This is a genomic window from Paenibacillus sp. FSL R5-0912 (assembly GCF_000758605.1).
Lineage (GTDB): Bacteria > Bacillota > Bacilli > Paenibacillales > Paenibacillaceae > Paenibacillus_AQ.
In genome coordinates this window covers 3,933,195-3,958,297 of sequence record NZ_CP009282.1, presented here as the reverse complement: position 1 = coordinate 3,958,297, position 25,103 = coordinate 3,933,195, and the positions used below count along the sequence as shown (strand labels likewise).

The window sequence follows — 25,103 nt, the reverse complement described above, 5'->3', positions numbered from 1 at the left end:
CCGAAATGATCCTGTTTATTAAAAGGATATCTGTAATTTTCAAGGTGAAACCTTTAATTTCCATACTTCCATATAAAGTTAATTATGATAATATCATCTATAGCCCTTTCGGCCGAGAGCTCAATTCTTATGAAGGGTTTGAGAAAAGTGAAAAAATAAAATTGAGATCGCTTTCAGTATTTTTTTGTTCGATTATCTCTGCTTCACTTTTTACAGCAAGTGTATACGGCGCTTCTGGCCTTAGCATTCATGACGTAAGTGCCCAGAAACAACAGGGAGGCTATTTGTGCTGGGCGGCCGTATCCAGTATGGCAGGACAATACTTCTATCTATACTTGGGTCAATACAGTAAACAATATAAAAGTGAATTAACTGTAAAATAATCACTATCCATTAAGGAGCCATTCCTGTAATGAATTAATTTGAGGTTTGAATGAAAAAAGCGCCAACTGTATACTGGGAAACGTTCCGCCAAAGAACAATTCCAGCACAGGAGGCACTCAACATGAAGTATAAACAATCGAAGAAGCAGAATCAACGGATTACACGAATTTCCGACAAGACCCTTGTCGTAGGCGCAGACATTGCGAAAGAAACCCATGTGGCTCGCGCTATCGACTACCGGGGGATTGAACTCGGAAAGGATTGTGTGTTCTCAAATACCCGTACCGGACTGGAGCAACTGGTTCAGTGGATGAAGGAGCTTCAGCGGGAGCATGCCAAGAGCGACGTCCTCTTTGGCATTGAGCCTACCGGACACTATTGGTTTAACCTGGCCGAGTATTTGGGACAGCACGGCATTCCTTTGGTCATTGTCAATCCGCATCATGTACACAAAAGCAAAGAACTGGAAGATAACTCACCCACGAAAAACGACTATAAAGACGCTAAAGTCATTGCCGATTTAGTGCGGAATGGGAAATACAGCGAACCTAAATTGCCAACGCGTATCTACGCAGATCTGCGAATTCTCATGAATCTTCGGGAGAAGATCATGGTGAACCTCGGGCAGGTGCAAAGGCGGGTGCAGAACTGGCAGGATCGCTTTTTCCCGGAATACACTGAGGTGTTTAAAGACTGGGAAGGAAAAGCCTCGCTTATTACTCTAGACGAGTTTCCGACGCCGGGTGAGATCGTAGGACTCGGTGCAGAAGCCATCGCTCAGCGGTGGAAGAAAGACGTGAAACGAGCGGTGGGAACGAAGCGAGCCCAATTGCTGGTCGAGACGGCGAGAGGCTCTATCGGTCTGACCGAAGGTCTTCCTGCAGCAAAGATCGAGATTAAAACACTTCTGGAGCAGTATGACATGTTCGCCAGACAGCTTGAAGAGATTCTGTCCGAAGTAGAACGTCTACTAGGGCAAATTCCAGGCACGAAAGAGATGCTTACCGTGCCCGGTGTGGCTGTAGTGACGTTAGCAGGATTCCTGGCGGAAGTGGGCGATCTGAGTGGTTACGAGCATGGACAGCAGATTATTCGGCTGGCCGGACTGAATCTCAAAGAGAATAGTTCGGGAAAGAAAAAGGGCAAGTCCAGTATTACCAAACGTGGACGTGCAAAGCTGAGGGCCCTGCTGTTCCGGGCGGTCATGCCCATGGTAGCAAAGAACGCCGAATTCAAGGCACTGCACCAGTATTTTACGACACGAAGTCAGAATCCACTGAAGAAAAAGCAATCCCTTGTGGCGTTGTGCGGGAAACTTATTCGCGTGCTTCATACGCTCGGGACGAAGCACATTCCATACGATGCAAACAGCGTGTTAGGGCCGGTCCGTCAGGCCCAGCTACAGATGGCAGCCTAAGAAAAACCAAACTCATTTTGCTCATTGAAGTAGGTTTCACCAAAGACAAAAGAAGCACGGAGCAGCCGCAGGAACTAATTCCATAAGGGCAACGACCCTGTAAAGGAGCAAGAAACGGCGTCCACCTCTTGAGAGGCAGAACGAAGGAATGTAAGGGCAAAGACCCCGCGTGACATGGGAGGGTAAGCCGTCAAGAGACAGGTGTGGATATCCAAAGTGCGATCACAGGAACGATCCATGGGCTGGGGACAATCCCCCCAACCTCTATTCCCGCCACCGGCTCTGCAAGAAAATAATGTCATCCTTACATGACTTCTCCAACTCTCAACCTGTCCATGGCTGAAAACCTAAGAACGAGTGAGCAAACAAGAGAAAATATTAATTTATAGTGGGAGGGTTTTTTTTGAAAATTCGCGCCATTATATTAACTGTTTTATTTGCTCTATTCACATTGGGAAATGCTGTGTATGCAGATTCAAGTCTGGAGACAGCTGGGGCAGATATCAAAGGGGCGATCGCTAGGGAATATACAGAGTATTATGCTGATACTCTTGAAGCCCAGAGGACTAGCTTTCACGGCAGCGACAAAGCAAGCTTTCATGAAGCAACTTTGGGAGAAGGAGTTGCCTATTATCAAGTGAATGTCCACGGAGATTCACTTTCACATGAATTGACTGGTTATAAATTCCCGCTTTATTTAGAGGGAACTCAGGTTGCGGTGGTCGATGCCACTTTTGAATCAGGTGCCTGGAAAATTTTCAACATCAGTAACCATGATGATTTTGACAGTGCAATTAAACGGGTAGAAGCTGAGTATGCTGGAAACGGTAAATTCGAGCTTATTGATGATAAACGTTATAACCTAAATTATGTCTATACTAATAGTACGATTAATGAGGAATATATCAATTTAACAAATGATGAGAGTATAAGTCCTGCAGAGATCCTGAATGTTATCAGCGAGTCTGTGGATTCTCTTAATAATTTGAATCGAAATTCAAATGACGGAGTGATTTTAGTCGGTGGCGGCCCCAATGTCTCTCCTTCTGACAATCAGACCTCTTTGCTTCTGCCAATTATTTTATTCGGATTATCTCTTGCCTTTGCTGTTCCACTAATAGCCATAGCGACTCAAAGAAGAAGAGCCTCAGGCACATTGGAATGAGAATGGTCCGAATATAATGAGACGAAAAGGATGGGTATTCCCTCTTCTATGCCTTGTGCTGATAACAATGATAGGATGCAACAATGAAGATTCCGCGGCGGGAAAGACCGACGAACAAATCGCCGCCGATTATCTTCAAGCTCTTGGTTATACAATTGTTGCGGATGAAGGAGAGGTCGCAAAATATACCTTGGAGCAGAATATGCTTGAAAACTTGGATTATATGCTGCTCTGGGCAGTTCAGGAGAAAGAACCTTCTGCCTATTTCGGGAAAGAAATCGTCTCTTATGATTTTCTTGTAAAGAATCATCCGCTGGAAAAGTTGTTTAGCCCGGAAGATTACTTTATTTCTATGGCTGTCATGCTTGTAGACGGTGATGTTATAGGCGGAACCTCCGGTCCAAGAAGTAAAATCAAAAACCTAATCATGGCGGGCGGAGAGTATTCAATAGATGGAAAAACACTGAACGAGATAAAAGGAACCGATTATCCGCAATGGCTGGACTATTGGAAGAAAACGTACGGTAAGCGAACGGAGTGAGCTGAAAGATCTGAAAGACCGCCGCTTCAATTAGAAGCGGCGGTCTTTTGTTTACCATTATTTTTTTTGAAAACTGTTCTTTAAAAAGGACTGCAAAGCCGTTTCTACTTGCGTGTCTTAAATCTCTTCGAGAGCACGAAACCAAGGATGATCAGACCCATTCCTGCTAGGTACATGCCTATCGGACTTTCTTCACCGGTCTGAGGCAGCTTACCCGGCAGACCGCTTTGATTCGTTGGTTCATTTTGTGAAGGTTCATCAATTGTTCCTTTAGGCACTTCATCTACCACTACTTCGATCTCAATCTCCTGGTCCTCTCCATTATCGCTAACGATAATAGTGAACTTGTCTTTTCCGGTGTAGCCAGGGTCAGGTGTATACTTCCATTTCCCGTCTGGTGTAATCACGACGGTTCCATGCTCAGGATCTTCACCCAGGCTAGGTATTCCTCCAAGCGGAATTTCACCCTCGACCGGAATATCCTCAATTGTGTTGACAGCTGTTGGTTGAGGACTAGGCGGACTGCTAATTACAGGTGTTGATGTCGGTGCATTTGTCGGTTCACTTGTAGGTTCTGGTGAAGCTGATGGTGAACCTAATGGTGTCACCGTTGGAACTACTGTTGGACCCGGTGTGACTATGACTCCTGGTATTGAAGGAGTTGTTGGCGTTGATGACGGTGTTGACGGCACATATGGTGTTGCTGTTGGCGTAGCTGTTGGCGTAGCTGGCTCCGTCGGAGCTGGCGTTGCTGTTGGTACTGGTGTTGGCACAACAGTCGGCGTTGCTGTTGGTACTGGTGTTGGCGCAACTGTTGGTGTTGCCGTTGGTACTGGTGTTGGCTCAACTGTTGGTGTTGCTGTTGGTACTGGTGTTGGCGCAACAGTCGGTGTTGCCGTTGGTTTCACTGTCGGCGATGGTGTTGGTGTTGCTGTCGGCGATGGTGTTGGCGCAACCGTCGGTGTCGGTGTTGCCGTCGGCGATGGTGTTGGCGTCGCTGATGTTTTGTTTGTGATTTTCAGCTCGATTCCTGTAGTTGAATTAATTTTAACTGCATGAGGTGTCGTATCTAACAGATAACCTGCAGGTGCAGTTTTTTCAACTACTGCATAATCTCCACCGAGGAGCTTGGTGAATTCAAGCTTGCCTTCTTCATCGGTTACTCCCTCATTAATCCAAATCTGCTCATTGCCGATGACGCGGAATAAGTCAAAGGATGCTCCTTTGAGAGTATTGCTGTGATTGTCCGCATCAATCTTTTCAATGCTGAGCGTACCTCTGACACCACTGCCTGTGCCTGAACCGCTCGAGAGCTTAACCGTGACTTCAGAATTGGTATCTTTGATAACCTCTTTCACATTCGTACCTGTGAGACCTACCTCGTTGCTGACTGTTTCATTATTTTGTGCAGTGATTACAGATTGGTATTGAAGAATGTAAGCTTCCGAGATTTCTTTGGTAAACTTCAGTTCGAAGCTTTCTTTGCCTTCACTGTCTTTCAAGAAGTTCAGTGTATAATCTGTGCCGCGTATCAATTCCTCGCTTGCGGGTGTTATTGTCCCGTTTTCTGCAACATTTGTCTTATAGAGGTGATAAGTGTTAGTAAGCAGAATTTGATTCTCACTCGGAGTATCTGTTACCAGAGCGTCCTTCACAACAGATTGATTACGGTTGATATAGACCGTCCAGTCAATCTTATTGTTGTTTTGTGCGCCTGTCTTGGCGATATATTCGCCTCCGTTAGGAATGTTCACCGAAGCATTCAGGTCAGCGGATTCCTTGGTTGTGCCGTCATACAGCAATGCAGTATTATCGACAGTCTTTACGTCAATAACCTTATCCGCGAAAGTAGTCTTAAAGGTAACGTAAAAGGCATAATTGATCGTTTTGTTAAAGCTTACCTCAAGCTTCCCGTCGTTCAGAGTTACCTTGTAATCATCTTCATCGACGTTTACGTCCACCGAAGGGTCTCCATTGGCACCGTAGATCCATTTGAATACCTTAACGGAATCCGGAACCACAACTTGACCGCTGCTGATCGTGTCCACCAATTTAGCATTAGTCAGGGTTTTCATATTATAGTTGGCCCCAACATTCCAGGAAATCTGTTTGGTGAAGGCATTGTACGAACCGTTCTTGAGACCGTTATTCTTCACTTCTGCTCTTGGATCGAATGTCGATGTTCTTGTAATGGTCTTAGACTCTCCATTCTCCACCCATTCCAGCAATGCCTGATTGACAAACTGGTTTTTCCCCCCTGCCAACCAATCAAAGTTAAACTTAGTGAGGTATGTTATGGTATACGGTTCAGAGATTGGAGCTTTAAAAGTAATCGTGAACCCATCGTTAGCCTCTACAGGATCATGTTCGGTATAAACAACCTCAGTAACGACAGCGGGACCTCCAGCGACCGGTTTAATGGTAAGGCTTCCCGGTACCAGCTTGAGTCCAGCGTTAACGAAGGTATCCGTTACTTTCAGATTTTCCATCGTCTTTGAATCTTTGTTGATCGTAATTGTCCAACGTACTGTCTTGTTCAGATAATCTTTTTCGCTGTTACCCTTGACCAATATTTGTTGGGTGATATTCTGGGAAGCTGAGTCCGAATGTTCACCGTAAGTCACTGTATTAGTGACCTTGCCATTTTCAAAAACACGTTCCGGCGCTTTAGTTTTGTATTCGATGCGGTATGCCGAATCAATAGCATCTTTGAATTTGAGTTCAAATTGATTTTTACCATCTACCACTGATTTTGTGATCGTGTATTTACTCTCCGGAAGTGGCTCAGTAGCCTTAACCCCTGTACCATCGGCTTTAATAGTCACTGGGTATACGTTCAGTGAACCTTCGATGAGCTTATGATTGAGGTCAATTGTATCCTTCAGGATCGCTTCGTTTGCAGAGATGTTTTTTTCATTGTAATTGAATTCAACCGCCCAAGTCGTAGTCTGGCTTGCATCATCATGATGCACGACTACCTTGTTAAGCGGCTTGCCACGTCCTACGGTTACGGTAGTCTTCGATTCTTTTGATAAACCGTTGTCTCCTGTAAAAATAGCTGTATTCTCATAGCTGACTGCATCCTCACCGCTGGCTGTAATATCGGTGGTGAATTCTACACGATACGCCTTGGTGATTGGGCTCTGTTTAAATTTTAAATCCAGCTTCGCCGGGGTGGACCCGGTGGCATCATAACTGCTACCCGGAACAATGTCACCTGCTATAACTGTACCGTCCAGCTTTACCTCAAGTTCACGGACAACAATGGTGCTTGTGTCAAGCGTCAACCCGTCCGGAATCTCATCGGTAACGACAGCGTTGCCCACACTTTCCAAGACCTTGTTGACATCGACGGTCCAGCCGATTTGCGTTGGATTGTAGAATTGAGGCAATGGAGTACCTTTCTTCTCTACAGTTGAACTGACGTTAGGCTTGAAATGAAGTTCAATTACCTGGGTGCCGCCATTGATCGGGAACTCCACAAGCTGTGTGGTCGACCCTTTTATTTTTTTAGAACTAAGCAGTGAACGGACAGTAAAGGTCCCCTGCACATGATCATATTGTTCAATAAATTCATTAAACGTAAAGACAACATGATTATTACCTTTATCGACATGATAGGTACCTACTGTATCCCCACCAAATAGAAGATCCCCATCCAAATCATTATAAAGCTCAAACTGATCGGGAATATTAAATTCAAAAGTGGAGCCTGCTTCATAACCATGCCCATCTGCTAATGACCACGTGTAGTTCAGCTCAGAATAGGAATCAAGCTGATATACATTGCCGGTGACTGTCTCTGAGTAGTGCTCATCCGTATACACGGCCAGAGAAACGCTGGTGATCAGATTTTCCGTAATGTTACTGGGTTCTGCATGAGCACGTTCAGTGAAAGAGCCAAAGCTTGTTGTCCATTGGGTAACCAATAGAATAAGTACGAGCCAAATGCTAATCTTTTTCATTTTCATTGATGAATACTTCCTCCTTTTTCGTCATCGATTGGTTTGAAGTCTACTGCCCATTGTCTGCGTAACCTGTATCATCCCTGCGCTGACAGCAGTTTAAGTTACTGTAAACCTGACATATGAACAATTTCTGAACAGCTTCGGGAAAACGAACATATGAGTCTCTAGAACTACGCCTATTGACCTGCTATAATTGGTAAATAATAGATTAAGAGAGAGGTGTAAGTCATGAAATGGAAATGGATTAAGCTTGTTTCTGTGATGGTATTCGCTCTCGTTATAAGCGCCCAACCCTTATCAGCAGCCGCTAAGACTCAGAAAGTCAAAGTTACATTTGTGAGCGCGAGCTTAGTAGAGAACAATCATGTGGGTAATGAGTGGTGGTCAGGCGGGTACGTAGATGGAGAAGAACTTGCAGAAGGTGAATCCGTCACAATAAATGCTAGTTCAACAGGAACTATCAAGCTGCTTGCCGAAGCACAGGAACAGGATAAAATTCCTGAGGAAGGGTCAGCAACCGCTTCCATTAAAGTGTCGACCTTGAAGGCAACACAGAATAAATCACTGTCCGTAAAAGTTGTCGAGAATCGAGGACGATATTCAGGGAATACCGCAACTTGGGAATTTGTGTTTAAGCTTGAAAAAGTGAAATCATAACCATGAGAAAACCAGCCGCGTGAGAGGCTGGTTTTCTTCATTAGGACTACCATTGGAACCCGTATGGATTATCGGAATCAGTCAGCTATAGGCTGAATGTTCCCCTATTCCCCGTTCCTCAGACCCGCCCGGTACTCGCTCGGCGGCATGCCCGTGTGCTTGCGGAATTGCTTCGAGAAATACAGCGCATCATTGAAACCCACGGACGAAGCTACCTGCTCAATGGTCAGCGGAGCCCCGAGCAATTGTCTGGCTTTGTCCATCCGCATTTTGAGCAAAAACTGTTTGGGTGACAAGCCGGTTCGCTGCTTGAAAGCTTTGGACAGATGCACCCGGTGGTAGCCGAGTGAGGACGCCAGTTGATCAATACTGATCTGTTGGTGGAACTGCAGCGAAATCCAGCGGATGGCCTGGTCAATCTGCCGGTCAATAATCTCGGGCATTTCGGCAGGATGCAGGGGCAGCGCACTTAAATTACCCAGCCCGAATTGATGAAGCAGCAGCCGCGCCCAGCCTGAAGCCTCCAGACTCTCCAGCCGCGGGTAAGCAGACTGCGTGAAGGCATGCCGAATTCGTTCGTACAAGCTATGAAGCTCTGTGACATTACCGGAATGCATGAAGGGTTGTTCTCTTGTAATGCCGACAGCGGAGAGAAGTCCTTGAACGCCAATCCCCTGCATGGCTACCCAGGCATAATGCCAAGGGACATCCTGATCTGCCTGATAGCTGAAGAGCGCGCCGGGGAAAATAACGAAGGTGTCTCCACTCCTGCACTCGGCAGAGAACATACCGCTCTGAAACAGCCCCCCGCCTTCCAGAACAGTATGTATCAAATAAAAATCGTGAACGGAAGGTCCGATTTTATGGCCAGGAAAAGGTCTTGCCTCCCCGCTGAACAGGACAGACAGATCCTGCTCCTCCGGTGTTAGATTAATCCCTAAAGTGAAGTCATAATGGTCCGGATTCATATGCAACATTCCTCCATATTTATCTTGTCTTTCTCCATAGTGGTTCCTTCTGTTCTATTCTATAGTGATTATAGAATATAAGAGCGGAAAAAGCTTCTAGAACAACGATTCTCATTCGGATTAATATTCATATTTCCAAATGACTGAAGCGTATTCCGCAAATTACAGGAGGCTAATGTATAATGTCAAAAGTTACATTTATCGGTGCAGGTAGCACGGTTTTCGCCAAGAACGTCCTAGGGGATATCATGGCGACAGCTGCACTTCAGGGGTTTGAGATTGCTCTATATGATATTGATCTTCAGCGGCTCAAAGACTCCGAAAATATGCTTACGAACCTGAAGAACAGTGGCGGCAGCACCTGTACCATCATCGCCTATACCGACCGCAAAGAAGCGCTGCGCGGCGCCAAATATGTAATCAATGCCATTCAGGTCGGTGGTTATGATCCATGCACCATTACAGATTTTGAAATTCCGAAGAAGTACGGCTTGCGTCAGACCATTGCGGACACTGTAGGCATTGGCGGATTATTCCGTAATTTACGCACGATTCCGGTCATGCTTGATTTCGCAGCGGATATTCGTGAGGTCTGTCCGGATGCGCTGTTCCTGAATTACACGAATCCGATGGCCGTTCTAACGAATGTGATGAACACTTACGGCGGCGTGAATACGGTGGGATTATGCCACAGCGTGCAGCAATGTATCCCCGGATTATTCAGTCACCTCGGGATAGAACAGGAAGGTGTACAGGCGACGATTGCCGGTATCAACCATATGGCTTGGCTGCTTAAGGTTACCAAGGACGGCAAGGATTTGTATCCGGAGATCAAACGCCTCGCTGCAGAGAAGCAGCTTGAGCCTCACGGTGATATGGTCCGCTATGAGATGATGCTGAAATTCGGCTATTATATTACAGAATCCTCCGAGCATAATGCGGAATACCATCCGTATTTCATCAAAAGAAATTATCCTGAGCTGATCGAGCGGTTCCAGATCCCTCTTGACGAATATCCGCGCCGTTGCGTAGAACAGATTGGACGCTGGGAACAGATGCGTGATGAGCTGGTGAATAATCAGGAGCTTACGCATGAACGTTCACATGAATACGCCTCTTATATACTGGAAGCGATGGAGACCAATGTGCCGTTTAAGATCGGAGGCAACGTTATGAACACAGGACTGATTCCTAATCTGCCCAAAGAAGCCTGTGTCGAGGTCCCTTGTCTGGTTGACCGCAGTGGAGTAACTCCGACCTACGTAGGCGATCTGCCTCCGCAATGTGCCGCACTGAACCGTACGAATATCAATACACAACTGCTTACGATTGAAGCCGCCATGACACGCAAGAAAGAGCATATCTACCACGCAGCTATGCTGGACCCGCATACAGCAGCAGAGCTATCGATGGATGATATCATTAATATGTGTGACGACCTGATCGATGCCCACGGTGACTGGCTGCCTGACTATCAATAAAGGTGAAAGTTGTTTTATCGCCATAAGCAAAGAAGCCTCCTATAGGAGGCTTCTTTGCTTAGTATAAATTTTAGTTCAATGGCTCCATTCACTCATACTATATACTCTCTCCGGCGGACTTTCCAGGCTTTTACCCGTAAGTACAAGCTGGTTCCCTCCTTCAATGGGATAATTCCTGAACTATAATCCTGAACCGGTATCCTCAAAAGAATATTTATTCAAATCACTCCAATCGAGTGTGGCGCCCTTTTCCGATAAACCCCTTAATTCATTCATTGAAATATAGCTGTCTGGCCCTCCCTCCTGGTTGTTTTGGCATGCAGAACCAATCACAAGAACGAATAATATTATTATTGATAACTTCAAATATTTAGCTAGTCTCATATATTACCCTCCCCAAAATACCATAATATAGAAGTCGACACTAAGTCTGCAATAAGAGTCTCCTAGTTATTAATAATCTCAATAATCTTCCGCTGGGCGTCTAATGCTTCGGGGATAGGCATGATCACAAACACATGATTCATTTTGGGGTATACAAAGGTATTGATTTCAATTCCTTGTCCGGTCAGCATATCATCGAGCTTCATGGCATCGGGATATAGACCTTCGTGCGTTCCGATGAAGTGAGTGATTCTTCCGAGGTCTTCAAAGTCACCGTAGATGGGACTGATTATAGGATCGTTTAAGCTTTTATCATCCGCCCAGATCCTTGTAATGACTTCCATTCCACCCACCGACAGCATCGGGTCCTTCTTTTCATATTCAGGAATAAGCGGGTTCGTAAGGGCCATATCCACACAGGCAGAGAATAGAATGATGTCCTTGGGCTGGGGAATCTCATTCATCTTGAGCAGATGGGCCAGGCCTAGAGATAGGTTTCCGCCTGCAGAATCGCCCATAATCGTCAATTGTTCAGAACTTTTAACGGTTCCCAGAATATCTTTATACAGGTTTAGGAGCTTCGGATAGGTGTTTTTATAATTATAGTTAGGAATTTTAGGATAAATAGGGGCTATTATTTTCGCATTAAGCGACTGTGCCATTCTATCCATGAACGTCCAGTGGAAGCTTAAAGGCTGGTTAACCCAAGCGCCGCCATGGATATAGAGAATTACTTTTTGCGTCATGGATTGTTGGTCATTTATTGTAAAAACCTTAATCCCCTCAAACGCTTCCTCCTTAATTCTGCTGATGAATTTAACAACACCCATCCTATAGGGCTTACTGTTTTCTAGGCCTGCCCGTTTTACAAACTGTGTCGTATTTTCAATACTGGAAAAGCCTTTTTTAGTATTTCGTAAAGCTAAATACTTCTCAAATAGAAAACTCTTTGTTGAACGTCTTTTGGTATAAACTTGTATACTCATCCTTACCCCTCCTGCATGATTACTGTATTTATAATATTTCAACATACCCTTCGGTTCCATGCACGCGGATGCGTTGCCCGTCCTGGATGAGTCTGGTGGCATTCTCCACTCCGACAACTGCCGGTAAACCATATTCCCGTGCGATTACTGCGCCATGGGTCATCAGTCCGCCTACTTCGGTAATTAGGCCTTTGATGGAGACAAACAACGGGGTCCAGCTGGGGTCGGTAAACAAGGTGACCAAGATATCCCCCTCCTCCAGATTAGCCTCTTCCATGTTGAGGATCACACGTGCCCTGCCTTCAACCACTCCCGAGGAAACAGGCAGACCTGCCATAGCGCCAGCCGGGAGTTGATCCCGTTTGTACTGGCCTGACAGGATTTCTCCATCAGAGGTAATCACACGCGGGGGAGTGAGCTTGACATATAAATTATAATCATCTTTACGTTTATTGATGAGCTGATAATCGGTTGTATTCGTGCGGACGACTTCGTGAAGCTCTTCAAAGCTGAGGTAGTAGATATCTTCTGTATCGCGGATAACGCCTGCTTGAACGAGCCGTCCGGCTTCCTTCAGTAACGCCTGCTTATAAACCAGGTAACGGCTAACCATGCCGTATTTAGGATATTCCCGGTAACCGATGAAATTCCGGACCAGGTCAATCTTCACTTTGGCTTCTTCGGCTTTGTGTACTCCATCCGGTAACTGCTTCAAGCGGTCTAACAGCTCCTGTTCTTTATCCCAAGCTTCCTGCCGTCCCTGCTCAAATTTCTGTCTGCTGGCACCCGGTGCGAAGTTCCTGATGTTGCTAAGAATCATGGGGATCAGTATCGCCGGTTTCTCGCTCCAACGGGTTCTGGTAATATCTATTTCTCCGGTACACCGCATTCCGTATTTGCTGAGATAATTATTTAGTGCGTCATATGTTTCTTGCCCGCCCTGTAAGCTATTCAGTCCCTCCAGGAAGTCCTCCTCTTGTGTACTCTGTAAATAATCAATGACCTGCGGGTAAGGACGAATCTTATCTGCGACGTCCATCAGTTCCAGACCCATTTCCGAAGTAATATTGTTCTGCACCGATTGTGAAAGGGTATCAGCCGCGTTAATTTCACCTAACCACTCGTTCATTTTTTCGTTAATCCATGCGGAAGCATCCATTGCGGCCATGAACACTGCCGTACTTTGCGGGTTGAATAGAACCCTCTTCAGTTCCTCGATATCTTCAAGGATGAACTCGAATAGAGCCGAGCCTGATTTCGTCTTGATGTTGTGTTTCAGCTCTTCTACCGATGCTTCATTACTCTTGATCAGCTCCGCAACGATGGCCGGATCGCTGCCGGCAGGTGTTTGATCGCCTGCCGGCAGCTTACCCGGATTGCTTTTGCCGGACTGCGCCGCCGCTTCAACTTGCGGTGAGATTTGTATGAAATCTCCCCGCTCCACGATCGTCATAAGCGCGTCTTTGACGAGCGGATCAGATTTCCCCAAGGTATCAATGATCATCATTCTGGCGGGCGAAGCCAAATAGGAGGTGACATCGACAAACAGTCTTCCGCCGGCTATACGCATGGGAGCAGGAGTAATTAACAGGTGAAAAGACAGTCCCAGCGGCTTCATAGCATCTGTCATCATTTGCCCATGACCTACAGATACATAAGCGCGGTTCTCTTGATCAATGGCTTCAGGGATGGGGAATAACGTGGTGATGGGCCGGCTCTGCACAATATAGAAGGTACCATCAGCCAGACACCATTCAATATCCTGGGGTGAGCCCAAATAAGCCTCGATTTGTCTTCCAATACGTTCCAGCTGTAGAATTTGCTGTTCCGTAAGCGTCTGCGCCTGTTGCTGTCCGGAATCAAGCTGCCGGGTTTCGGTCCCCCCTTCCGGCAGTCCGTAGATAGCCAATTTTTTGGCTGCAATCCGCTTATCGGTGATCTCGCCTTCCTTCACCTTATAGCAATCGGGAGACACCAGGCCTGAGACCAATGCTTCTCCAAGTCCAAAGCTGGCGTCAATGGACAGCAGCTTGCGGTTATTCGTAACCGGATCGGCGGTAAACAGAATGCCTGAAGCCTGCGGGAAGACCATCCTTTGAACGATAACCGATAAATAAACCTGACTGTGGTCAAAACCATTCTGCATCCGGTAGATTACCGCGCGATCCGTGAACAGCGATGCCCAGCATTTGCTGATATGCTGTAGGATGGCATCAACGCCGATAATATTCAAATAGGTGTCTTGCTGGCCGGCAAAAGAGGCATACGGCAGATCCTCAGCAGTCGCGCTGGAACGTACCGCGTAAGCCTGTTCACTACCCAGCCGGGAGAGAACCTGTGTAACTGCTGTTACAACCCCGGACGGAATTTCTGCTTCCGTAATAATCCGGCGGATCTCCCTGCTGATTTCACTAATCTGCTCCCGGTTGTCCGTCCGCAGCGTGGTTAGCCGGTTCAGTAAAACATGATAGGTTTCGTTATGCAAGATTGCCTCCTGATAAGCGGCGGTTGTAACACAGAAGCCTTCGGGGACTTGGATGCCATCTATTCCTGATAGCATCCCCAGATTTAACCCCTTTCCGCCAACTAGCAGCAGCTGCGTACTATCCGTTTCCTCAAAACCCAGAACCAATGCATCCATTCCGTATCTCCCCTAACTATTGACTTGAAAAAATATTTGACAAGAAATTTCCGGCATGTTATATTTAATATATAAGATGCATTAACTACGTTTATAGAAACTAGTATAGTTGTGAAATGATTATATCATCGTGTATGTATATATGCAATATGAAGAACCTGAGCTGCAGCTCAGGTTCTTTTTTTGACGAATGGCAAGTTATATTGAAGCGGACTGAGGATCTGCGAATAACGCCTGATTAACACAAATAAAGGAATCTGAGTCCTCCTCTATTCGTCTATTCGTTACGCCCGTAATAGAGCTTGAGGTTCGTCACATCCACCAGATACAGGACATCGATACCCTTGGGACTGCGTTCTACCGCCAGCCGCTCGACCGGGATACCCGGCGCAAGCGATGTTTCGGTCCAGCCTGTGCCCGTATTTACGGCCATCAATGCACGATCGCTGCCGCTGCTTTTCACGTAATAGATTCTTGCGGCATTGCCTGCCCAGGTCACATCAATCGCGGCTGTAGTCGGAGCTGCATTATAGACCGTCTGCAGCGCCCAGCCTCCTGTGCCATACGTTGCCTGCTTAACCGAGAAGCTCGTGGCTCCTTCTTCACGATAGCGGTAGGCGATAACCGGGCGGCCAAGAGTATCAAGCGTCATCTTTGCGCTCTGAACGCCCGGTCCGCCGGGATCGCTGCCACTCTGTACATAGGCTTCAGCAGGAGCCATAGGCTGCACAATATCCGAGGTAGTCAGTGAGACCGGAGCTGACACAGGCGTTCCGTCTGCTTTGGAGAATACCCCCGTGGAAGGACTATATTTCAGATAAGACAGCTGGTGGCGCAGAGGACTGGCTGCGAAATACGCCCACTCGAACAAGATATGAAGATCTCCGCTCGCATCAAAGACCAGATCGTCAGGGTAGACAGACCGGTTAAGGTGCGCAGCAATCACCTTGACCTGGCTCCACACAGATTCGGCATTATTCCAGCGGAACAGAACAGCCTCTCTTTTGCCTGCCGGATCTTTATCAACACGCACCATTAAATACAAATCACCGTTCGGAGCCGTCGCCAATACCGGATAGGTTACCGTCATGCCTTGAGGCAGCTCATCGGAGTGATTCTGCGGAATCCCTCCTACCGTATCCGAGCGGAAGTACTGCCACGGATTACTGTGCATGGAGGCGAATACGTGGAACCGGCCGCTCCCGTCTCTGGCCATGGACGGCTGATTATGCCCCAGATCATCGGTATATTCTGCAGGCACGGCACCATTCATGAGCGGCAGCTTGCTCCAAATCCCATCGTTATCCCGTCTGGCAATGGCTGCGGTATGTTTACCGGCAATAGTTCCCGGTGCATTATAGGCCATGTACGCATACTCATAACCCAGTCCATACGTGGCAAGGGGAGACCACCATCCAGCCTGATTGCTGGAATCCATCGGAAAAGGCACCTCTTCCAGCACAGTGGCTGCGCTTCCGGTTCCCGCCGGTATCAGCAGCATCAGCACCGTCATCATGAGTCCGAGCTTCCATTTTTTTATTTTCTTCAAACCTTCCGCCTCCCTCAGATAAATGCTTCTTACAAAGCGCAATATTAACTATCCATGTAAACGCATTCAATTTTGTCGGACGTACCTCCTTCCTTAGGCTTTTTCAAGTATTTCTGGCCCAAGAATAGCACGCGGAAGCGGGAAATGTTACTGTACTTTTGCAAGATTACTGTATAGAGGGATTGCAAATCTAAATAAAAAAGGAAAGTCCGGGTCGCAGACTTTCCTGAATTTGAAGCTTAAACATCTGCCACTCTATCAGCCTGACCAGTCTATTTCCGTACCGTGACGATCATCTTCGGCGTTCTGGTTTCACCCGCCGGGTTGCGTAACACCACCTCGTATTCATAGGTCCCGGGTGCTTTGCCGGAAATTGCAGTGACTGCCGATTGTGCACCTGGTGTCTGTGCCCGCAGGGTTTGGGTATCTACCAGAATTCCATTCTCATAGAGATCATATCCGGTAGCATTCGTCCCCCACCACAGATTCATACTTACATTATAGCTGCCGTCCCCGTCCCAGTTGTCGTTAGACAATACGGCTTGCCCTGGAGAGGCATCCGAGACTGTTACACTCAGCGGGGCGCTCTTCGTTGTACCGAGTGAATTGCTCAGTTCGCCTGTATAGACATACGTACCATTCCGTTTGCCGGCAATATCGATCTGTACAGACTGGGCGGCAGGTGACTGGTCTGCCAGAGATACTTCATGGATCAACTCACCGTTCTCATACAGCTTGAACTTTGCGCCGTTGTTACCCCACCAGAGATTCATGGTGATGGCGTAATCTCCGTCTCTCAGCCCTGTATCATGGCCGTTGTTGTCAGACAATACAGGAGTTCCGGGAGCACTGTCCGCTAGTGGCGTTCCCTGGCTGATCCATGCTGCCCACTTACTCAGTACATCTGCCTGTTCCGCTGTAAATACCGTATTTCTGCCGGTGTTGACATCATTGCCATAGGCTGCTAGCAGGTGGCGTGCTCTCGCACCTTCATGTGCACCCGCTGCAAGTTCTGCCTGCTGCAGCTTGCCGCTAAGCTCTTCGGCAAGTGCCCCTGCATCTGGATCATCCGAAGCAGCTGCGAAGGTACGTGTCAGTTCAGCCAAACTTGCAAAGGTAGCCGAAATACCGAAACTGAAATCCATACTCGTTTCCCGGCCCGCCAAGTCGGAGACCGTAGCTGTTACCTCATGCAAGCCAGGCTCCAGCGTATAACCAGGAGCGTTCAACAGCACACCGCTTGGTTCTGCCACACCGGACACGGTATCGGAAGCTGTATAAATAATCTCTACCTGCTGGTCAATCGTGTATTCCGGCTGTCCCTGAATATCGATGTCCGGAGGGGCGAGATCCACAGGTACTGCAAGTGTCTGTTCAGCCTCCTTATTGCCGTCCAGGTCAACGCTCCAGTAAGTGACGGTGTGCATGCCCTCATCACTTATCGTCAGTTTCGTGCCGGTCTGGATCTCCCCGCCGTCGATTTGATAGTAAGTCGAATCGACTCCAGAATCTTCATCCGTTGCGGTAAACGTTACTTCTACCGCTGAAGTATACCACCCGTTCTGCAATTCTCCTGCCATAGCCGCTGTAGTCTGCGGCGCTGTCTGATCCGAAGGCTCTTCTTCAAGGGTAACCAGACTAGAGAGCGGAATGTCCAGCTTTTGCACAAGCTTTGCGACCATAACGGATACCTTTACCGCACCGTTCATCTGAAGATGTGTGTTGTCCTCGGTTGTACCTACCCACATAAATATGGATTTGGTACCTTCCGGCCCAAGCTCCTGGAAAGATTCCCAGCTGGCTTGATTCAGATCGATCAGCAGGGCTCCAGTCTCCTGTGCCGTTTCTTTCATCGCCTGCACATATTCCGGGAAGCTCTTGTTCAATACTTCTCCGGTGAAATCGCGCCGGTTCACCGGTGTGACCAGCACCGGAATTGCTCCTCTCTGCACAGTACCGTTAATGTAATCTTTCAGATACACCTTGAACTGCTCCGGTGTAAGATAACGTTCCGGCCGGGACGGTGTGGAATCATTATGCGACCACTGCATGAACAGATAGTCACCTTCATGAATACCCAACAGAATGTCGTTAAGATATCCGCCAACCAGGAAGGTCTTACTGCTTAAACCGCTGACAGCACGGTTATCAATACGAATCTGTTCCAGATCGAAATAACCGCCTAGCGTCTCACCCCATCCAGCCTGCGGGCGATAGCTTTCGGCATAATTGGCGACCGTGGAATCGCTTGCCAGATAGAGAGTCGGCTGGTCAGCCGCACCGGTCTCCGGCAGCCGCTCAATCTTCAGCGCATTGATCTTCGGCGAATTGCCGGAGAACGTAAAGTCAAAGACACCGTCAATCAGGGCAATGTCATACGTAAATTCCTTGAATTCACCCTTCGGCACGGATGTAACCGGCACCTTGGTCATCTGTTCGACAACCACAGCAGCGTTAGTCGCTTCCTGTGCATCGCCAATGGTCATGGTTACACGGTAATTAGCCGGCTTCATTTCCACCAGGAGGCTGCTGCCGTTCATGCGGATGAAATCCTCTGTCAGCGCATTTCCGGTTTCGCGGTTCTCATCCTGTACCAGCGCGGTATCCGTAAAGCCATAGCCATTCCCTTCAATATAAGCCCTTTTGGAATCTACTCTGGTGTATCCTTGGGCAGCGCTTCCGGAGCCAAAATCAAATTTGTATACGCTGATATCACCAGCCGGGCTACTGGTCAGTGATTCCCTAGCGACTGTCAGCAGGTTCACTGCATGGTCGACTTGAGCCTGTGTGGCAGCTGTACCCAGCACTGCTTCCACAACTGCCAAAGCTTTATTCAGCACAGCTACGGATGTGTCCGTATAGGTTGACAGATCCAAAGCTTTCACTTCTTGATGCAGCGCAATCAATGCCGCCTGATCACCTGCAACCGGTGGAAGCATCTTGCCTTCGAGCTTCACATTATCGATCTGCGTGGTCCAGCTCAGTGTGCCGCCGCCTCCCTTTCTCGTTCCCAGGAACCGGAATCCCCTTACGTTATTGGCATAAACGCCGGGGCTCATCGGGATATCCTTGATCGTCTGAGTGACAGTGGGGTCAGCCAGACTCGTCAATGTCAGATCAATATTCTTCTCGGCAAAATTAATCTTCACATTGGCATTGACCCACTGGTTCTTCAGAATGTCCGTCGCAATTCCGCCATCCGGAACAGCTGTGGTGCCGGTTCCGTAGTCAGGTGTGTACGGGCCCACAAAATAATGAATTTTCGTACCGGGACTGGTTGTTCCTGTTTTTGTTAACAGTGTGAGAAGGATATTCTCGTTTGCATCCTGCAAGGTCAGATGTCCTTCTGACGGGGTAGCACCTACGTTGCCGGAATGCCAGTTGAAATTAACATTAACGATGTCCCCGTTCACCGCATCGAACAACCGGAACACTTTCGCGCGATTCCCGGAACCGGAACCGGTGACTGACATTACCTTGTTTCCGCTTAGCTCGGTGACCGTGCCTGTCATTGTCCCGGCTATACCCGTGGCATTCACCATTGAATATTGAGCGGCAGCCGGATCACCCTCAAAGTTCTCCTCATAGACCTGAACCTCCGGTTCTGGCTCCGGTTCCGTAATGTCCGGATCGATTACTAACGGTGATATGGTTAATCCCATGTCTTTTACCGCACCGGCTACCAGACCGGCAATAACCTGCGCACCGTAGCTGCTGAAATGCGTATTATCCCCTACGCCGTTCGGGTACTTCGGATATTCGCCGGGATTAGCGTACAGGAAGATTTTCTCCGTAGCCGCCAGGCCGATACGATTGTAATCCGTAATGCTTAACTGGCTCAAATCGATCAGCGGTACATTCAGTTCTACCGCTACTTCTTTGGCTGCCTTCACATATTCGGGGAAGCTTACGTTAAATTCCTGAGTGACTGTATTGAAGTCTCTTCGTCCTACCGGCGTAAGCAGGACCGGAGTTGCACCGCGCTGCTTGGCTCCGTTCACATAACGGGTCAGGTAGGTTTTGTAATCTGCCGGAGACGCATAGCGGTCAGGAATTCCTATGCTGGCATCGTTATGACCGAAAGAAATGAAGAAGAAGTCTCCCGGTTTGATCCGCTGCAATATCGTATCCAGACGGCCGTCAACCATGAATGATTTGCTGCTTCTGCCGCCGATCGAATCGTTCTGGACCACCACACCATTCGCAAAATATCGTCCGAATTGCTGGCCCCACCCTTCCTGGGGAGCCTGCGCACTGCTATAAGACTGCATCGTGGAATCACCGGCCATATAGATCGTCTTCGCATTTCCCGGCGTCTTCTCCGGGTACTTCTCGATAATAATCTCCTGTACGTCGATGGCTGTGCCGGAGAAAATGAGCTCCAGCTGACCGTCTACCACCGCAATATCATACGAGTAGACCAGAGGTGCTCCCGCGCTCACGCCAGTGACGGCCAGCTTTTGAACAAATTCAGATTTGACGCCGATATTGGAATCCCGGGCATCAGCACCAAGCTTGAGCGTTACCTTGTAATTGGCACTCGGCAGGTCAACAGCAAACTTTGTGTTGTCCGGAAGCGAAACATGATTTGCGTCCAGAGTAATTCCGCTTGTACTCTCAAAGCCGTATCCGGTTGCCTCTGTGTAAGGTGTATCCTGAACTGCTGTTGCTCCGGCAGCCGGGTCCGTGCCGAAATCAAAGTAATAAACCTGCTGAGGTGTTTCTTGTGCTCCGGTTAGAGTGACATTCGCTTTAGGGAATTCGGTCGCTTCCGCTCCGAGATAGAATCCGGTGTGCGGCGGCTGGTTGTAGGCGACATTCTGCCAGGCTATCCCTAAACGGTATACGGGATCCTGCATCAGCGAAGGAATCCGGTAATTCGTAGGAATGGTTGTCGTATAGAGTCTATACTCCGAGCTGTCTTCGCTGCGCAGCAGCAGCTCTTCACGCCAATCGCCCAGGATATCCGCCTGAAGGGCAGGGTTGCCTTTGGTATGATTATTGGTCAAGGTACCAGTTGCCCGGAAAATCTCGTTCAGCTGCTTATTCTCATAATCCCACTTGTAAACGAGCGGAATGCCTTTCGCTGTAGTGTTATTCCATTCATGGTCGAACAGCTCCCGCTGAAGATCCCCGTCCCACCAGACCGCAAAGTTGGCGCTTCGCGGCACTTCATTCTGTTCATAAATAACCTCTCCATTAGCCGCATATCCGCGGGATAAAGGGTCCATCTGACCCTCAACAATCGTGGCTGCCCATGATTCATATCCCGGGTAGTTCGGATCAATATCCGCGGACATTCCGCGTCCGGTATCCTTACCGGTATACTGCCCCCAGATAATCTCACCCGTTGCAGCATCACGCATCTCCAGCCCGTATTCAGCGTTCGTATGCTCATGCACACTCACGATCTGGTAACCTTCCCGGCCCGGATCGAGCTTGCCGGCATGCATCGCATCGCCATGGCCGAGTCCGGTGCTGTAGATCAGGGTTCCATCATCATCAATCGCCAGGGAGCCGTACATGATTTCGTCTTTACCGTCACTGTCAACATCAAGTACGCTTAGATTGTGATTTCCTTGTCCTTCATATTGCGATCCGGCTTCATTGGTATCAAAGTTCCAGCGCTTCACCAGTTGACCGTCAACATAGTCGTAAGCTGTGAGAGTCGTTCGTGTATAGTAGCCGCGGGCCATGACTACGCTTGGCTTCACGCCATCCAGATAGGCAATCCCCGCCAGGAAGCGGTCTACGCGGTTGCCGTATCCGTCCCCCCACGCACTTACATCCCCTCTTGGAGGGTCGTAATTCACGGTGGATACGGCTGCTCCGGTCTGACCGTCAAACAGCGTCAGATATTCTGCTCCGGAGAGGATATATCCGCTCTCATTGCGGTAATCCTTCGTACCGTCACCGATAACTGTGCCTTGGCCGTCCTTCGTGCCGTCCGCTGTTTTGACGACGACTTCAGCTTTGCCGTTGCCGTCCAGATCGTACACCATCAGTTGTGTATAATGGGCTCCGGCGCGGATGTTGACACCCAGGTCGATCCGCCATAACTTCGTGCCGTCCATTTCAATGGCATCGATATAGACGTTGCCGGTATACCCGGCCTGTGAATTGTCTTTGGAATTGCTCGGACTCCACAAGAGAACGATTTCATAATCACCGTCGCCATCCAAATCTCCTACAGAAGCATCTCCGGCGTAGTAGGAATACGTGCCGCCGTCTTTGGTGCGGCCGTCAGCCGGTTTATCCAACGGAATGGGCATATAAGCGTTGTGCTGCACAGGTACGGTCTCCGCCTGCATCTCTTCCTTACCGGCAATGACGGTAGAAATCTGATACTGGGAACTGTCCGCGCCTGTCGCGTCCACGTAATTAGTGGAGCCGCTGATCGGAGCTGAGTTTACTTTATATCCGTTTTTATATATATTGAAAGCGATTTCATCTGAATCCGTATTCAAGTACCTCCAGCTCAAGTAGACACCGTTATCAACCAGGATCGCTACTAACCCCCGGTTCAGATATTCTGCCTGACGCGCGGGAAGACTGCCCGTTGATTCTGCATGTACCGGAGATGCCGGAATGGCAAGCGGGATAACCAGTAGGAATGATAATAAGAATGCGAACACTGATTTTTTGACGAAAATTATTTTTTTGCCCATGTACTTAACTCCTCCTATTATTCTAAACTCATTTAGAAATCGGGGGAAACTTGTACGTTCACATCATAGTTGTCATTTAACATACCTGCTACAGTCCTCTTAACTTCAAAATGCTATACCCGCTCAGCCAGAGGTAACCATCCCCTTTCAGTATGTCCCACCAAATATGCACAAGTGTATCAAATAATGGGATTCAATTCTGCTCAAAAAAACGCACTTTCAACCCAGAATCGACTATTTTAAAATATAAGGATTTATATAGTTCACGTTATAAATCATTCTTACAGGCACAAAAAAAAGAAATCCTGAGAGGCATACTACCTGTCAGGATTTCCAGTGGAATTATACCTGTACGCTTACTATACTCCTGCTGTTCTTACTTCATATACAACTCGACCAGCTTATAGCACCGGTCCCGGGTAACCCCGGCCAGCGTGGCGGCATACTCCAGCCCCTCCGCTGTCCCGCCTTCGTATTTGGCTGCGGCTTTGGCCGCTGTCTCATCGCGGAGTGTAATCCAGTTACGCTGTTCCTCTTTCAGCTTAGACATTTCTGCTTGGGGGAGCTGCTGCTTGAGCACCTGATAAATCTCATTCAGTGCTTTGTCCCACCGTTCGTTCTCCTGAACGGCCGCTGCTGTCATTGCAAGCGTTGTACCTTCATCCGACAGAGCCTTCAGGTCTGACAACCCCTCTTCAATCTTATCCAGTTTGTCAAAATAGGCCTGACGCGTGGACTCCTCCGGCTCCGGGGTAGATTCAGCGGTTGCCTCCGGCGAGGGAGCTGCCGTCGTTGTGGCTTCGGGAGCGGGCTGCACAGTGGCAACGGCTGTCGCTGCTGGTGTTATCTCCGGTGCTGCAGAAGTTTCCACCCCGGTCTGCTCAGGAGCCGCTGCATTGCCGTTGCCGGCCTCATTATTGCCGCAGCCGCCTATCAGCAGACTGGAGATCAAAAGTGTGGTTATTATTGCTTTTTTCATAAGTCCTCATCCTGTCGGTTTGGTATAGTAGTTAGCATACTTCACAGATCCGGCTGGAATCAACAGCCTCTAGACTTATTACCTGTAACTGCCGCTTACTAATCATTACCGACCCTGGGATAATAAAAAGAAGAGCCCAAAAGGCTTAACGCCTATCAGGATCCTCTTCATTCAAATCTAATTATGTACGGGTCCTGCAATCTACATTCTGAATAAATTCACAGATTTCCCCGTTGTTTTTGCCGAAGCTATGCTTCACTAATAATATTGTACCGTCAGAATCTACAATCACTGCTGCTCCGGTTAATCTGGGAACCATCATTCAACCTTCTCGCTCACAAATCAAAACGTCCCGATGATCTGCACAAGCATCATCCGGGACGTTCAAATTACACGCTATCTTTTTATAAGGACGGACTGTATTCCTCATAGGACAGCACAATGTGCTCTCGTGTTAAGGGGCTATGCTCTATAATTGCCTTCCGTTTGGCTTTCAGCACAATCTGTTCAATATCTGCAAAGCTGCATCCGGCAAGGCGCCCACATACCTCTTCCGTCAACCCTGCTTCACCATCAAATCCGTTAATCAATTGTTCAATATATTGACGTCTGCTGGATTCATCCGGCAGGGAATAGGTCATTTTCGTATCAAATCTTCTCCAGATCGCCCGGTCCAGTTCATTCTCCAAATTCGTTGCCGCTACAAAAATACTGCTGTCGCCGAAGTCATCCAGACATTGCAGCAGGGTATTTACTGCGCGTGCCATCTCTTTGACCTCATCATTGCTCTCCCGTGTTCTGGCAATCGCATCAAATTCATCGAGGAAAAGGACGCAAGGTGTTGCTTTGGCATATTCGAATATTTTGCGGATATTACTGCCGGTTTCCCCCAAATGACTGTGAATAACCGCGTCCAGCCGAACCAGAATAAGCGGAAGCTCTAGCATCTGGGCCAAATAGAATGCGGTCAATGTTTTCCCCGTACCTGGCGGACCATACATGACCACTTTATTGGGAATGGGTACGTTGTGTTCTTCGAAAGTTGGCCTCATCCCGAGTATAGTAATGAACTCCTCAACAATCTTCCGGTTCATCTGGGGCAGTACAAGTTGCTTTACTTTTCTGGCACATTCTTTTGGTGTGAAATACGTCCCCATATCTATACCCTTCGCTCTAGGAAGACGCTGATTACTGCTGTTTTTATTCATTATTGTGTTGAAGCTCCTTAACTGGATTATGAGTATTTATTCGTAATTATTACGTTTAAATCAATATACCTGCTTACTCCCTGTATTGTCAACCGGGGGCACTCAGA

General features: G+C 48.0%; 14 protein-coding genes. 5 read left to right on the top strand and 9 right to left on the bottom strand.

Translation table 11 applies throughout. The annotated features are described in order from the left end of the window. Positions 1-505 precede the first annotated feature (505 nt). The 3 genes from R50912_RS16805 to R50912_RS16795 all read left to right on the top strand — a co-directional run bounded on the left by R50912_RS16805 (position 506) and on the right by R50912_RS16795 (position 3,507). The gene (locus R50912_RS16805; RefSeq protein WP_042234001.1) at positions 506-1,801 is read left to right on the top strand and encodes an IS110 family RNA-guided transposase; all 1,296 of its coding nucleotides are present in this window, start codon (positions 506-508) and stop codon (positions 1,799-1,801) included. A 403-nt stretch (positions 1,802-2,204) separates the two neighbouring features. Beyond that, positions 2,205-2,966, top strand: coding sequence for a hypothetical protein (locus R50912_RS16800; RefSeq protein WP_042236498.1), 762 nt, complete (start codon positions 2,205-2,207; stop codon positions 2,964-2,966). Positions 2,967-2,982: 16 nt separating this feature from the next. After that, a complete protein-coding gene (locus R50912_RS16795; RefSeq protein ID WP_042236496.1) occupies positions 2,983-3,507 on the top strand; it encodes a hypothetical protein in 525 nt (174 codons plus the stop codon). 104 nt (positions 3,508-3,611) lie between these two features. On the opposite strand, the gene R50912_RS16790 is transcribed toward R50912_RS16795, so the two are convergent. Next, complete coding sequence (locus R50912_RS16790) at positions 3,612-7,478, bottom strand: collagen binding domain-containing protein (RefSeq protein ID WP_042236494.1); 3,867 nt, start codon at positions 7,476-7,478, stop codon at positions 3,612-3,614. A gap of 225 nt (positions 7,479-7,703) precedes the next feature. On the opposite strand from R50912_RS16790, the gene R50912_RS16785 reads away from it, so the two are divergent. Continuing rightward, the gene (locus R50912_RS16785; RefSeq protein ID WP_042236492.1) at positions 7,704-8,132 is read left to right on the top strand and encodes a hypothetical protein; all 429 of its coding nucleotides are present in this window, start codon (positions 7,704-7,706) and stop codon (positions 8,130-8,132) included. A 104-nt stretch (positions 8,133-8,236) separates the two neighbouring features. On the opposite strand, the gene R50912_RS16780 is transcribed toward R50912_RS16785, so the two are convergent. Continuing rightward, positions 8,237-9,100: an AraC family transcriptional regulator gene (locus R50912_RS16780; protein WP_197072931.1), complete on the bottom strand. Its 864-nt coding sequence runs from the start codon at positions 9,098-9,100 to the stop codon at positions 8,237-8,239. 182 nt (positions 9,101-9,282) lie between these two features. On the opposite strand from R50912_RS16780, the gene R50912_RS16775 reads away from it, so the two are divergent. Beyond that, positions 9,283-10,581, top strand: coding sequence for an alpha-glucosidase/alpha-galactosidase (locus tag R50912_RS16775; protein WP_042236490.1), 1,299 nt, complete (start codon positions 9,283-9,285; stop codon positions 10,579-10,581). Positions 10,582-10,761: 180 nt separating this feature from the next. Here R50912_RS16775 and R50912_RS16770 read toward each other — a convergent pair whose 3' ends face one another. The 7 genes from R50912_RS16770 to R50912_RS16740 form a co-directional block, all read right to left on the bottom strand. Further along, positions 10,762-10,965: a hypothetical protein gene (locus R50912_RS16770; RefSeq protein ID WP_042236489.1), complete on the bottom strand. Its 204-nt coding sequence runs from the start codon at positions 10,963-10,965 to the stop codon at positions 10,762-10,764. Between the two features lie 62 nt (positions 10,966-11,027). After that, positions 11,028-11,951, bottom strand: coding sequence for an alpha/beta hydrolase fold domain-containing protein (locus R50912_RS16765; protein WP_042236488.1), 924 nt, complete (start codon positions 11,949-11,951; stop codon positions 11,028-11,030). 28 nt (positions 11,952-11,979) lie between these two features. Then, the gene (ppsA, locus tag R50912_RS16760; RefSeq protein WP_042236485.1) at positions 11,980-14,592 is read right to left on the bottom strand and encodes a phosphoenolpyruvate synthase; all 2,613 of its coding nucleotides are present in this window, start codon (positions 14,590-14,592) and stop codon (positions 11,980-11,982) included. Positions 14,593-14,869: 277 nt separating this feature from the next. Further along, complete coding sequence (locus R50912_RS16755) at positions 14,870-16,141, bottom strand: BNR-4 repeat-containing protein (RefSeq protein ID WP_197072930.1); 1,272 nt, start codon at positions 16,139-16,141, stop codon at positions 14,870-14,872. A gap of 272 nt (positions 16,142-16,413) precedes the next feature. After that, positions 16,414-22,809, bottom strand: coding sequence for a rhamnogalacturonan lyase family protein (locus R50912_RS16750; RefSeq protein WP_042236483.1), 6,396 nt, complete (start codon positions 22,807-22,809; stop codon positions 16,414-16,416). Between the two features lie 376 nt (positions 22,810-23,185). Continuing rightward, positions 23,186-23,788, bottom strand: coding sequence for a lysozyme inhibitor LprI family protein (locus R50912_RS33330; RefSeq protein ID WP_052416405.1), 603 nt, complete (start codon positions 23,786-23,788; stop codon positions 23,186-23,188). A gap of 404 nt (positions 23,789-24,192) precedes the next feature. Further along, positions 24,193-24,996 carry an AAA family ATPase gene (locus tag R50912_RS16740; RefSeq protein ID WP_197072929.1) on the bottom strand — a complete coding sequence of 268 codons (804 nt, stop codon included), beginning with the start codon at positions 24,994-24,996 and terminating at the stop codon, positions 24,193-24,195. Between the last annotated feature and the right edge of the window lie 107 nt (positions 24,997-25,103).

Coding starts and splice junctions, on each gene's coding strand:
- R50912_RS16780 (WP_197072931.1), bottom strand. CDS start 9,100: ATGAATCCGGACCATTATGACTTCACTTTAGGGATTAATCTAACACCG.
- R50912_RS16750 (WP_042236483.1), bottom strand. CDS start 22,809: ATGGGCAAAAAAATAATTTTCGTCAAAAAATCAGTGTTCGCATTCTTA.
- R50912_RS16765 (WP_042236488.1), bottom strand. CDS start 11,951: ATGAGTATACAAGTTTATACCAAAAGACGTTCAACAAAGAGTTTTCTA.
- R50912_RS33330 (WP_052416405.1), bottom strand. CDS start 23,788: ATGAAAAAAGCAATAATAACCACACTTTTGATCTCCAGTCTGCTGATA.
- R50912_RS16790 (WP_042236494.1), bottom strand. CDS start 7,478: ATGAAAATGAAAAAGATTAGCATTTGGCTCGTACTTATTCTATTGGTT.
- R50912_RS16785 (WP_042236492.1), top strand. CDS start 7,704: ATGAAATGGAAATGGATTAAGCTTGTTTCTGTGATGGTATTCGCTCTC.
- R50912_RS16795 (WP_042236496.1), top strand. CDS start 2,983: ATGAGACGAAAAGGATGGGTATTCCCTCTTCTATGCCTTGTGCTGATA.
- R50912_RS16805 (WP_042234001.1), top strand. CDS start 506: ATGAAGTATAAACAATCGAAGAAGCAGAATCAACGGATTACACGAATT.
- R50912_RS16770 (WP_042236489.1), bottom strand. CDS start 10,965: ATGAGACTAGCTAAATATTTGAAGTTATCAATAATAATATTATTCGTT.
- R50912_RS16775 (WP_042236490.1), top strand. CDS start 9,283: ATGTCAAAAGTTACATTTATCGGTGCAGGTAGCACGGTTTTCGCCAAG.
- ppsA (WP_042236485.1), bottom strand. CDS start 14,592: ATGGATGCATTGGTTCTGGGTTTTGAGGAAACGGATAGTACGCAGCTG.
- R50912_RS16740 (WP_197072929.1), bottom strand. CDS start 24,996: ATGAATAAAAACAGCAGTAATCAGCGTCTTCCTAGAGCGAAGGGTATA.